The 12784-nt window shown below is 49.1% G+C and carries 11 protein-coding genes and 1 pseudogene; 7 read left to right on the top strand and 5 right to left on the bottom strand.

All coding sequences use genetic code 11. The annotated features are described in order from the left end of the window. From DBY97_RS11510 to DBY97_RS11630, 7 genes and pseudogenes are all read left to right on the top strand, one after another. On the top strand, window positions 1-1088 hold a 1088-nt coding region (locus tag DBY97_RS11510), incomplete at its 5' end, for a DUF2345 domain-containing protein (RefSeq protein ID WP_234394543.1). A gap of 45 nt (window positions 1089-1133) precedes the next feature. After that, a complete protein-coding gene (locus DBY97_RS11455) occupies window positions 1134-3944 on the top strand; it encodes a phospholipase D-like domain-containing protein (RefSeq protein ID WP_199900753.1) in 2811 nt (936 codons plus the stop codon). A gap of 92 nt (window positions 3945-4036) precedes the next feature. After that, a complete protein-coding gene (locus DBY97_RS08340) occupies window positions 4037-5140 on the top strand; it encodes a DUF6396 domain-containing protein (protein WP_159069486.1) in 1104 nt (367 codons plus the stop codon). Between the two features lie 72 nt (window positions 5141-5212). Next, entirely contained in the window at window positions 5213-6391 is a 1179-nt protein-coding gene (locus DBY97_RS08335; RefSeq protein WP_107858052.1) for a DUF6396 domain-containing protein, read from the top strand. A 72-nt stretch (window positions 6392-6463) separates the two neighbouring features. Continuing rightward, entirely contained in the window at window positions 6464-7642 is a 1179-nt protein-coding gene (locus DBY97_RS08330) for a DUF6396 domain-containing protein (protein ID WP_107858051.1), read from the top strand. Next, the gene (locus DBY97_RS11505; RefSeq protein WP_107858050.1) at window positions 7638-8264 is read left to right on the top strand and encodes a contractile injection system protein, VgrG/Pvc8 family; all 627 of its coding nucleotides are present in this window, start codon (window positions 7638-7640) and stop codon (window positions 8262-8264) included. The genes DBY97_RS08330 and DBY97_RS11505 overlap by 5 nt, the downstream gene beginning before the upstream one ends. After that, a pseudogene (locus DBY97_RS11630) lies at window positions 8261-9336 on the top strand (DUF2345 domain-containing protein). The gene DBY97_RS11505 and the pseudogene DBY97_RS11630 overlap by 4 nt, the downstream one beginning before the upstream one ends. A 260-nt stretch (window positions 9337-9596) precedes the next feature. Here the strand turns inward: DBY97_RS11630 and DBY97_RS08315 are convergent. The 5 genes from DBY97_RS08315 to DBY97_RS11500 all read right to left on the bottom strand — a co-directional run bounded on the left by DBY97_RS08315 (window position 9597) and on the right by DBY97_RS11500 (window position 12754). Beyond that, window positions 9597-9974, bottom strand: coding sequence for a hypothetical protein (locus DBY97_RS08315; protein WP_234394542.1), 378 nt, complete (start codon window positions 9972-9974; stop codon window positions 9597-9599). A 187-nt stretch (window positions 9975-10161) separates the two neighbouring features. After that, on the bottom strand, window positions 10162-10590 hold the full coding sequence (locus DBY97_RS08305; protein WP_107858047.1) for a hypothetical protein: 429 nt from the start codon (window positions 10588-10590) through the stop codon (window positions 10162-10164). Then, a complete protein-coding gene (locus DBY97_RS08300; RefSeq protein WP_107858046.1) occupies window positions 10587-11330 on the bottom strand; it encodes an RHS repeat-associated core domain-containing protein in 744 nt (247 codons plus the stop codon). Before DBY97_RS08300 ends, DBY97_RS08305 begins: the two co-directional genes overlap by 4 nt. Window positions 11331-11457: 127 nt before the next feature. Beyond that, the gene (locus tag DBY97_RS08295) at window positions 11458-11976 is read right to left on the bottom strand and encodes a hypothetical protein (protein WP_107858045.1); all 519 of its coding nucleotides are present in this window, start codon (window positions 11974-11976) and stop codon (window positions 11458-11460) included. A 25-nt stretch (window positions 11977-12001) separates the two neighbouring features. Further along, window positions 12002-12754, bottom strand: a complete 753-nt coding sequence (locus tag DBY97_RS11500; RefSeq protein ID WP_283120758.1) for an RHS repeat-associated core domain-containing protein — start codon at window positions 12752-12754, stop codon at window positions 12002-12004. Between the last annotated feature and the right edge of the window lie 30 nt (window positions 12755-12784).

Below are 12784 nucleotides of genomic sequence, written 5' to 3'. Positions count from 1 at the left end.
ACTCAAATCGTGAGAAACGCGGAGAGAACGGCGAAGGCTTCGAATTGAGAACCGACGGTTGGGGTGCGGTACGGGCAGGCAAGGGCATACTCGTCAGCGCACAAAACCAAGACGCCGGCGGCAAAGTGCTGGATATGGACGATGCCGTCGCCCAACTCGAACAAGCACTCTCCCTGGCCAAAAGCCTGAACAAAGCCGCCCAAACGGCCAACAACCACCACACCGATGAAGAAACCCAAAGGGGCCGTCTGAAAGACGCCCTTAAAGACCTGAAAGAGGCAGGTTTGATCCAAACTGCCCCGGCCGGCATCGCCACCGCGACCCAACAAAGCCAACTGCACACCGCCGATGAAAGCATCCATCTCGTCAGCGGCAACCATACCGACATCAGCGCCGGCCAAAGCCTGACCGCCCATGCGGCAGAGAGCGTTAACCTGTTTGCCCAAAGCAGCGGCATCAAGATGCAGGCCAATCAGGGTGCAGTTACTGTACAGGCACAGAATGACGAATTGCAGCTGAATGCCTTAAAGGATGCAACGTTAACCAGCAGCGCAGGGAAAGTCACCATTGCGGCGAAGGAAGAGATACTGATTACCTGCAAAGGGGCGTATATCAAGTTGAGCAACGGGGAAGTTGAGATCGGGAGTCCGAAGGTGGTGCGGGTGAGGGCGCCGTTGGTGGTGAGTGGGGCTTCATCAATGGATATGACGCATCCGTCATGGCCGAAAACTTTACCGAAGCGACCGATGAAGATAAATCTGCTTCCTTCCCCTCATTCCAGCAGTACATACATCGGTATGCCTTATTCTGTTTATGTCAATGAGGCAAAGATTAAGGAAGGAATTATCAACGGTAAAGACGATTTAATCATAGATCATGAAATTTCGACAGAAAAATATCGGGTTGTTTTAGGTAACGGGGAAGAATATCGTATCCATATGGTGAATGAATTTAACGATAATACCGCCAAGAACAGCAGAACCAATCAAGGCTTCCATCCGAGGGAATTTAATGATAGGGAGATTTCCGGCAAGGATTACGCCCAAAAATATTACAAATTGGTACGTAAAGATGATGGCAAAGAATAATCTTGCTTTATCCGTTACCCACAGAAACCAAATTGAGGACTTATGATGACCAAACAATCTGGCAAGGCACCCCAAACCCATTCTGCAGCCACAATCGCTAAACCGAATACGACTATCGCATCCAATGTCTTCGACACAAAAGCCCCTTTGCCGAGCGACTCCACTTTGGAAGTTTTGGTTAATGGTGAAAAAGCATTTGGAAAAGTTTATGAGGCAATAAACAATGCACAAAATTCAGTAGAAATCGTTTGTTGGGGATTTCAGCCGTCAATGTATTTCGTTCGGGGAAAACAAGAGAAAAACATAGGGGAGCTTCTGCTGCAGAAAGCGGAAGAAGGGAAAGAAATCAAAATTATGTGCTGGCAGACTCCGTGGGGGACAGAAAAATTGCTGGAGGACAACACGCCAGGACGCCATACCTTGACGACGCCACATCAAATATTGATTTACAGTCATTGGATGGCATTTTTGAGGTCGGATGTCCAGACGATAGAGGATTTCGAACGATTTGTGAAAGCGAATGAAGGCAGGTTTGCAGGTGCAAATATCAAACAAGGCTATACTGGGATTCAGGCCCATTATGACTGGGCATGGTTCGATTTAGTGGAAGGCGGTATCAGCCTGGATGAGGAATCATATAAGTCATCTTTTGAAAAATTCAAAAAAATCAAGCAGAATATCTTATTGAGGAAGATTAATCATATAGACGACAAAATAGGATCGTGGGCAAAGAAGGTGGGCAACTGGAAATATGACCTTACACCAGATTTTCTGCGTAATTTGGGTTTGGAAATGAACCGATGGACATCGGAAGCAATAGAGAAGGCGAGTTACAGTATTTCCCACCTAATATTTGATACCACGCCAAGCAATGTGGCAGGAAAAATAGAGGGGTTATTATTGGATCCGGGGATAGATAAGCTGTATGAAATTTACGAAAAAAACGGCGGAACGGAAAATCTAGCAACGGCTTTGAAAAACGCAGCGGGAGAAATTTCCAGGACCGACACTGCGCTTAATATCCATGAAAAAATTCAAAAAAACTTGGCGCAAGTCTTGGATTTCCTCTATCCGTACAAGCATATTTGGGAAGATATAAAACAGGATGGTGGGATTCTTTTCGATGATGTCGCAGAGTTTATCGACAGTTATATTTTCTGTGTCCATTATGCTTTTTTGAAACAGCATGCCGAGTTTCGTTATGCATTTGGCAAATTAACACAGGTAGATGCAGGCGAAGTACCAGTCTATGCCACGCCTGAAAAAAGCGGACAAAATACGGCTGTATCTGAGACAACTGCAGTTGAGGATACGAAAGATTCTAGTATTCCAGTTGTAACTGTTCCAACAGTAGCGAGCATATCTCAAAAGCAATTCCTCAAATTTCATGTCCGCGAGATACCATTTGAGGCGGTCAAAAATACCGTGTTTGACGACAAAGGGCTGGGCGGTAAGGCAGAAAAGACACTGCGCGTCGGTCCGTCCCACCACCAAAAAACCGTCCTAATCGATTACGAGCATCCCGAGCGCGCCGTAGGATTTGTGATGGGACACAATATGCTCGAGGCGTATTGGGATACCGAACGGCATAGCAAACGCGCTACCGCACCGGATTTGGGAGCATATTACCCCGTTCCAAGGGAGGACGTATCGAGTATGGTTACCGGCGGCGTATTGTACGATTTGAATGAAAACTTCGTCCGTTCTTGGGAAAAAATCCCTATGGGCATCAGGAGCAAGAAAGAAGCCGAAGAATTTGTACAGCAACGAAGGAAAATCGAACGCAGCGCATTCAAGCCAGACAAAACAAAGGGCACTGTCTTGAACGCGCAAATCCTTTGCACACAACCCGAATTCGGTTTGGAAGAAATCAAAGGCTTCTATTACCGGCTGTCGGAACTGTCAACCAGCTACCTGTATATAGAAAACCAATATTTCCGCTGGCCGCCCCTGGCCGAAAAGCTGGCCAAATGGGGGCAGAAGATGGCCGAACAGGGACGGGAAGACCGCCTGTGCGTCTTTGTGGTTACCAATACCAGCAAAGAAGGCTTGGGCAGGGGGAGGATCAATACCGACAGGATGCTCGACATACTCGGACGGCGCGACGTGATGCCCGGCGTCGGTAAACAGCGCGAAATCGGAAGGATAAAGAAAGAGCTGGACGAAACAGGCGGCAGCTCCCTGTGGAAAAGGATAACCGGCCGGACGGAAGGGGAAAAGCGGCAGGATGCCACACGGGACGGGTTGCGGCAGGAAAAAAACAGGCTGGCCAAACTCGACCCGCAAAACGAAGAAGACCGCAAAAAATTGCGGCAGATCTTCAAACGCGATATCCCCAACGTCTCCGTTCACATCTGCCGTCTGATGAGCACCGAAGTCAGCAACCGCGACCGGCTCGACAAAGTGAAGGACGACCCCGGCGCATCGGCGGACGAACGCAAGGCCAATTACGAGGAACGCTGGCGCATCGGCAAGGAAAAAAAACGTCCCGAAGAAATCTACATCCATTCCAAAGTCGCCATCGCCAACGACGTCTTCATGACCATAGGTTCGGCCAACATCAACACCCGCAGCATGCAGGTGGACAGCGAACTGAACGTCGTAACCGAATGCGAGGGAGTGGCGCGCAAACTGCGGCGCGAGCTGTGGCGCAACCATACCGGGGAGAACGCCGCCGTCCTGAACCCTGAAAAAATCGAAAACCTGGAACAGTTGAAAATCCTGTACGAAAAATGGGGGGAATTAATGGAAGACAACAGAAAACTGATGGAGGCTGAAAAGCCCCTTACCATGTCCCTGATGGAATTTGAAATGTTGGACGAGGACATTGTCCCCCACAGGTATGATTTGGATTGATAATGCGGAAATATTTGCAAACGATACTGAAACCGGCCGTTTTGGCGGCGGCGTTGCTGCCTGCCGCCTGCGGCTACTTCAAGGAGGATCCCATGAGCCACGACGCACTGGCCAAACTCGACTTTACCTGCACGCAGGAGCAATACCCCGAACTGCCCGCCGAAGCGGACATTCTGTACCGCTATGCCCTATACCACGACCTGCACAACCGTAAACGCCCGTCGCAGCGCAAAAACGTACTGGACTACCTGCACTACTACCGCATTGCCGCCGCCAACGGCCACTGGCGCGCCAACCTGACGCTGCAAAAACACCTGGCCGCCAACGACGCTATAGAAGTGGAGAATTCCTTAAACGAAGGCATCGCCTACAACCTGCTGCTGGAAGACCCCCTGCCCGCCACCGCCGACCTGTGGTGGAGCCGCTACATCCTGGCGGGCTACGACCCCAGCCATGAGAAGGGCGATTCCACCGCCTACCTGCGCCGCGCCGCCGAACGCGGCAATGCAGAAGCGCAGTATATGATGGGCGGACTGTTGGATGCGGTGAAGAACGAACTGCATACGGATGATCCAAGATATTGGAAAATCATGGTCATTGCCGAGAAATTCTACTACTGCTCAGCTTCGGCGGGACACCGCTTCGCCAGCCCGGAAGGGGCGATGCAAGCAAAACTTGCCTATCAAAACGATGCCGATACGCTGATTACCAAATGGGAGGGCAAAAAACCGAAAAGCGACAAAACCGTTGCCGAACTGGACCAGCTCTCGCTGCAGGCGCTGCAGCAGGGGGTGAAGGCCGGCGGGGGGAGTGCCGCATATGCATTAGATACGGCTTTTAACCCCGATTACCGCTATCCGAATGCGCCGCCCCGCTATACCACGGTCACGCCCGATGCAGAACGCGCCAAGCGTTACAGGAAGATTGGTTATTATTTGGGCGTACGGCCGGAATTCATGCCCGAAATGACGGTGGAGGATTTGGACGACATCGTGCCGCTACCGCCGGCGCCGCTGCCCGCATGGGACGGCACCATCGCCTTCCAGCGATTTTACGATGGCGAATCCCCCGCCAAACCTTCGGACGAACTGATGAAGAAACTCGCCGCCGCCAAAGGCCTGGACCCCGCCACCGGCCTGCCGGTCAAAAAAGACGGACTGCCCGCAGTCCGAAGCTGGCAGAACTGGTGGGATTAAGGCCGAAGGTCGTCCGAAAGCAGGCAAAACCGCCTTTCAGACGGCCTTTGAAACACAAAGAGAGAAAAGAACATGCCCAAAGTCCTTGCCATCGTCCTGACCGCCTTCTTGCTGCCTGTCGCCTGCGGCTACTTCAAGGAGAACCCCATGAGCCACGACGCACTGGCCAAACTCGACTTTACCTGCATGCAGGAGCAATACCCCGAACTGCCCGCTGAAGCGGACATTCTGTACCGCTATGCCCTATACCACGACCTGCACAACCGAAAACGCCCGTCGCAGCGCAAAAACGTACTGGACTACCTGCACTACTACCGCATCGCCGCCGCCAACGGCCACTGGCGCGCCAACCTGACGCTGCAGAAACACCTGGCCGCCAACGACGCCATAGAGGTGGAGAATTCCTTAAATGAAGGCATCGCCTACAACCTGCTGCTGGAAGATGCCCTGCCCGCCACCGCCGACCTGTGGTGGAGCCGCTACATCCTGGCGGGCTACGACCCCAGCCATGAGAAGGGCGATTCCACCGCCTACCTGCGCCGCGCCGCCGAACGCGGCAATGCCGAAGCGCAGTATATGATGGGCGGACTGTTGGATGCGGTGAAGAACGAACTGCATACGGATGATCCAAGATATTGGAAAATCATGGTCATCGCTGAGAAATTCTACTACTGCTCGGCTTCGGCGGGACACCGCTTCGCCAGTCCCGAAGGGGCGATGCAAGCAAAACTTGCCTATCAAATCAATGCTAATGCACTGATTACCAAATGGGAGGGCAAAAAGCCGAAAAGCGACAAAACCGTTGCCGAACTGGACCAGCTCTCGCTGCAGGCGCTGCAGCAGGGGATGAAGGCCGGAGGGGGGAGTGCCGCATATGCATTACGTGCAGCCTTTGACCCCGATTACCGCCATCCGAATGCGCCGCCCCGCTATACCACGGTCACGCCCGATGCCGAACGCGCCAAGCGTTACAGGAAGATTGGTTATTATATAGACTCACGGTCGGAATTCATGCCCGAAATGACGGTGGAGGATTTGGACGACATCGTGCCGCTGCCGCCGGCGCCGCTGCCCGCATGGGACGGCACTATCGCCTTCCAGCGGTTTTACGACGGCGAATCCCCCGCCAAACCTTCGGACGAACTGATGAAGAAACTCGCCGCCGCCAAAGGCCTGGACCCCGCCACCGGCCTGCCGGTCAAAAAAGACGGACTGCCCGCAGTCCGAAGCTGGCAGAACTGGTGGAATTAAGACCGAAGGTCGTCCGAAAGCAGGCAAAACCGCCTTTCAGACGGCCTTTGAAACACAAAGGGAGAAAAGAACATGCCCAAAGTCCTTGCCGTCGTCCTGACCGCCTTCTTGCTGCCTGCCGCCTGCGGCTACTTCAAGGAGAACCCCATGAGCCACGACGCACTGGCCAAACTCGACTTTGCCTGCACGCAGGAACAATACCCCGAATTGCCCGCCGAAGCGGACATTCTGTACCGCTACGCCTTATACCACGACCTGCACAATCGTAAACGCCCGTCGCAGCGCAAAAACGTACTGGACTACCTGCACTACTACCGCATCGCCGCCGCCAACGGCCACTGGCGCGCCAACCTGACGCTGCAAAAACACCTGGCCGCCAACGACGCCATAGAAGTGGAGAATTCCTTAAACGAAGGCATCGCCTACAACCTGCTGCTGGAAGACGCCCTGCCCGCCACCGCCGACCTGTGGTGGAGCCGCTACATCCTGGCGGGCTACGACCCCAGCCACGAGAAGGGCGATTCCACCGCCTACCTGCGCCGCGCCGCCGAACGCGGCAATGCCGAAGCGCAGTATATGATGGGTGAAATACTGGATGCCGTTACGGACGATATGGACTCGGACGACCCAAGATATTGGAAAATCATGGTCATCGCCGAGAAATTCTACTACTGCTCGGCTTCGGCGGGACACCGCTTCGCCAGCCCGGAAGGGGCGATTCAGGCGGAAATCGCCTATCAAAATGATGCCGATACGCTAATTACCAAATGGGAGGGCAAAAAGCCGAAAAGCGACAAAACCGTTGCCGAACTGGACCAGCTCTCGCTGCAGGCGCTGCAGCAAGGGATGAAGGCAGGGGGAGAGAGTGCCGCATATGCATTAGATATGGCTTTTGACCCCAATTCCCGCTATCCGAATGCGCCGCCCCGCTATACCACGGTCACGCCCGATGCCGAACGCGCCAAGCGTTACAGGAAGATTGGTTATTATTTGGGCGTACGGCCGGAATTCATGCCCGAAATGACGGTGGAGGATTTGGACGACATCGTGCCGCTGCCGCCGGCGCCGCTGCCCGCATGGGACGGCACCATCGCCTTCCAGCGGTTTTACGATGGCGAATCCCCCGCCAAACCTTCGGACGAACTGATGAAGAAACTCGCCGCCGCTAAAGGCCTGGACCCCGCCACCGGCCTGCCGGTCAAAAAAGACGGACTGCCCGCAGTCCGAAGCTGGCAGAACTGGTGGGATTAAACCACAATACCGTCTGAAAAATACTTTCAGACGGCCTTTCCACCACCAATCCCCCCAGCTTGCCCCCCGTTCAAACTACCATACTCACCCCATCGTCATCTTAGAAATATCCGCCATAACCGCCCGCCAATCCTACCACCTCACCTTCGCCCGTTTCTCTCCTTCACTTTCAGTCTGCTCCTTCAGCGCATCTGAAGCGGTCAATACCGCCTACCGTGTTGAAATCACCGCCACCTCGGCCGATTCCTCGCTACCTCTCTCTTCCTACCTCAACCAGCGCGCAGCGTTTGAGATTCGTCCGCAGGAAGGTTTACTGTTGGAAGTGGCCGGGACATTCGGGTCTGCTTCAGACAACCCGCCGGCAAAGCAATGGCAGGGCATTATCACCTCATGCGAGAAGTTGTCGGTTTCCAAGGATGAAACCGTTTACCGCTTTGTTTTAGAGCCGCGTTTCGCGGCTTTAAAACATTTCCAATCCTCCCGGCTGTTTCAACACCAAACCGTTCCCGACATCGTTGCCGCCGTCTTCAAACACCACGGCTTCTCCGGTGTCGACTACCGTTTCCAAAAGAGCCGCAACTACAGCGTACGCGAGTATGTAGCGGCAACGTCGTCTCCATGACACCGATGAAGGTGTTCCAAACCGATGTCTCCTTCCCCGAAGCCCCCGACGGCTGGCTGGTACTTTCCATGGAACACAGCGGCAGCCGCGATACCGCCTACAGCCACACCTTTACCGCCATCTCCGCCAAACTCGCCTACCGTCCCGAACGCATCACCCCGCGTCCGCATATCGACGGTACCTTACCGGCACGGGTCACTGCGGCAGAAAACTGCACCTATGCCTACATCGACGATATGGGACGCTACCGCGTCAAATTACCGTTTGATTTGGACGAATGGAGTCCGGGCGGGGAAAGCCGTCCCGTCCGACTGGCCAAACCCTATGCCGGTCCCGAATACGGTATCCACTTCCCCTTAATCCAAACTGCCCCGGCCGGCATCGCCACCGCGACACAACAAAGCCAACTGCACACCGCCCATGAAAACATCCACCTGGTCAGCGGGGCAAATACCGACATCAGCGCCGGCCAAAGCCTGACCGCCCATGCGACAGAGAGCGTTAACCTGTTTGCGCAAAGCAACGGCATCAAGATGCAGGCCAATCAAGGCGCAGTCACCGTACAGGCACAGAATGACGAGTTGCAGTGAATGCTTTGAAGGATGCAACGTTGACCAGCAGTGCAGGAAAAATCACCATTGCGGCGAAGGAAGAGATTTTGATCACCTGCAAAGGGGCGTATATCAAGTTGAGCAACGGGGAAGTTGAGATCGGGAGTCCGAAGGTGGTAAGGGTGAGGGCGCCGTTGGTGGTGAATGGGGTTAATCAGGTAAATTTTAGGCTTCCTCCATTCAAGCCAAATCATGGCGCACTTTATCAATTAACCAACCAACACGGGAAACCTTTATATAACGAACCATACACTTTAAAACTGGCAGATGGTACGGAATATTTGGGAAAAACCGACCATGAAGGGAAAACCCATACCGTATTCAGTGCCGAACCGCAACGTGTCGAATTGGTTTTACCTGAACAGGAAAAAACAAAAACAGAAACCTTATACCTTTGCGGAGGCAGGAAAGAGAATCTGCATTTGGATTTTGTGCATGACGATAAAATGATTCGGGAGTAAAAATATGGGAATTGTTACCAGCATTAGTGTGGAAAAAGGTTATGCTCGGCTACCCCATACTTCGTATTCGGCCATCCATGCGGATTGGTTTCGGGAGCGTAACTGTACGGCTCAGTGGATGCCCAAATGTCTTTACTTCATGCGACACAATATTTTTAACTGAAAAGGCCGTCTGAAAAGAGGGTAAGCTTTTCAGACGACCTTAATATTTTGCATTATTAATCCAATCTACTTTTTACTCAGCATTCTTAAGATTAAACTTATGCCCGAATACCATGGTAAATGAATATGTATTTATCATCTTTTTTATGGATAGAACCTTCTAATGTGAGGTCAGTTTCTTCATTATCTGCATATAAACAACTTTCGATCCCTATAATTTCTTCAGTATTATTCATTTTATATATTTCAAATATTGCTCTGTTATCATTTTGCGCAGTTAACGCAATTTCTTTAGGTGACAATGATAATTTTTTATCTGAAATATTTTCATAATCTAGTTCTTCCAAAATTTCATCATACATATTTTTATTAAGCTGAAATTTAATTTCAAGCTGTTTAAAATCTCTTTGATTCAATAAATTTAAAAATTCTTCTATAAGATCAAAAAAATTCTCTTTTATTTGGAATATAAACATATTTATTTCCTTCTACTTGGACCACAGCATAGGTGTAATTGTCTTCGCTACCGTCAGGATGAAAGTGAGTGCTTTGCTTGGGCAGATCGGTATGTTCAAGCAGTCTGCCTTCCACATCATACAGGTAGGATTCCCTCATGCCGTCTGCTTGAACAACAGCCTCGGGAGAACACATCCTATTAGTTTATTAAAGTTTTAATTCTTCAAAATGGTTGTTTATCAAAATATCTGAAACAGAAGATAAATCCATTAATACTTCATTAATTATATAATTTTTCAAATTTTCTGTAGAACTTGAGTAGTAAACAGTTGTTGCCATATTTACAAAGTATCTTTCACCACTTATAGATATAATTTTATCGTCATCCGTAATAAAATAAATACCTTTCCCTTCAAGATAAATTATATGATTTTTTCTTAAATCTACAGTCCATTCTTCAACTAATTTATTTATACATGCATTTTCAATATACAACTCGAAATAATGGCTATAAGAAAAATCTATACCAGCTTTAATAAATAAATTTTTTCCAAAGAATTTAGACTCAAAATCAGCCCAAAATTCATCTTGAAATTTCTTATTTACTTCTTTTATAAAATTTTTAAATTCAATCATTTAATTACTCCTGATGGCAGCTTGATATGCGTCATATCTGCTGCTTTATTAGCTATTGGATTGATATTTGCTGTTTTTAAAAATTTATTTGAATACCAATTACCTAATGCATCGCCATATTCCCATCCGTACCCTTGTTTTGTATTACAATCGACCCCCTGCCTTCTTCTAGCCACTCTATAAGTTGTTGTCATATTTGAAGTGGATCCTGAAGGTGCACTAGCGTCAGGACCATGAATACGAACTTCATAATCGTACCCTCCAACAGACCATTTTTCTTTGAATCTAGCAGGATACTTACTTCCAGTTTTAAAGCCCTGACGATTTAACGCCCTTTTTAATAAAGTAGGTGCAGAAAATGATTTTGGAGCAATTTGGCATAAACCTAACTCATCTACCCATTGATTTGGGTTATTTACGTATGAATATAAATTCTCTCCCCCTTGCAACCCAATCGGATCCTGACCCACAAACCGCCCGCTTTCTTCATCATAATACTGTCCTTGAAAGCGGAACGGGATGTCGGCTTTGAGGCCGTCTGAAACGGTTTCGTTACGGATTCTACCCCATGCTTCGTATTCGGCCGTCCATACGGCTTCGCCTTTTGCATTGTGTGCCACAATCGGCGTGCTGAGATGGTCGAGTTGGTAATAAACCAATTCAGGCTGTGCTTCGGACTGCTCTTGGGGTTCGGGCGGGATTTTCAGCAACGGATCGGTTTCGGGATCATAGCTGTACAATTCGGCGGGTACCCGAATGTCTTTACTTCATGGCGATCCGATATTTTTAACTGAAAAGGCCGTCTGAAAAGAGGGCAAGCTTTTCAGACGGCCTTACTTTACTTTTGACAAATAGAAAGACAAACAGTTATTCAGGCGAATAAACAACCATTACACCATCCGGAAATTCCCCTTTCCAACCACAAGGAAAGCCACCATTTTTATAGACTTCAATTTGCTTTTCAATAAAATCATCTTTTATTTTAGAAAAGATCCCATATGCAGCAAAAGTTAAGAAGTCATTATAAACAAAATCTATAAACGGCTCAGGAAACAAATCTTGATTTTCTTGTTGTAGCTGTAAAATTAAATTCCATAACTGATCTTTATAGGTTCTCCACAAATATTCCGCTTTTAATTCTACTTCCATGGTCATTCCTTCAAAAAGGTAAGTCAGAGGGGTTCTTTCACCAAGCAAATCTGGGTAGCTGCTATATATGGTGTAATCTGGATCTTGCGTTTCATATAAATCTTGAGCCTCTGATTTATCATGAATAACAAAATACCCTTGAAGATTAAAATTCCCATGAAAAAATGGTGGGCTTTTTAAAATCTCAAATAATTCTTTTTGTTTACTATTAAATCTAATTTTCAATTTTTCTAACATATTAGTAACCTCTTAAAATACCATCTCATTGTTGATCCGTGGCACCAGATCTTTTCATAATAGGCTCTCCTCTCTGTAACATTCTTCGCAAAGATTTCTGCAAAGCCAGCAACTTGCTCTTTTGTTGGAGGCATGACCCTTTTGATCCTATTCTAACAATTGCTCTTTGAACAGCACCAGAGTACGCTTCATGATTAGAATTATGCTGAGCATTCCCAAACCAAGGGTTTCCCTTTCTTGGATGATCATTAACATTTCTTGGCAATCCTATCAAATTACCTAAATTATCTACATCCATACCATGACACCTTAAAATATTGCCTGAATCCTCCTTCTTAAAAATATCTTGGGGAATAATGTGATGAACCTGATATTTTCCTCTGTCTTGTTCTCCAGCACGCTCCCAAAACTTATCTCTATAGTTCTTCAATCCCAACGGATCGACCCATAATATCGGATTCGGCGCATACTCAAACAGATTCATTCCGCCCATCAACCCAATCGGATCCTGACTCACAAAGCGCCCGATTTCAGGGTCGTAATAGCGGAAACGGTTGTAGTGCAACCCGCTTTCTTCGTCATAATACTGACCTTGGAAGCGGAACGGGATGTTGGCTTTGAGGCCGTCTGAAACGGTTTCGTTATGGATGCTACCCCATGCTTCGTATTCCGCCGTCCATACGGCTTCGCCTTTTGCATTGTGTGCGGCAATCGGTGTGCCGAGATGGTCGAGTTGGTAATAAACTAATTCGGACTGCTTTTGGGGTTCGGGCGGGATTTTCAGCAGCGGATCGGTTTCGGGGTCGTA

The organism is Neisseria subflava (genome assembly GCF_003044645.1).
GTDB classification, from domain to species: domain Bacteria; phylum Pseudomonadota; class Gammaproteobacteria; order Burkholderiales; family Neisseriaceae; genus Neisseria; species Neisseria subflava_B.
The sequence above is the reverse complement of the archived record's forward strand: the minus strand, read 5'-3'. Positions and strand labels throughout refer to the sequence as shown.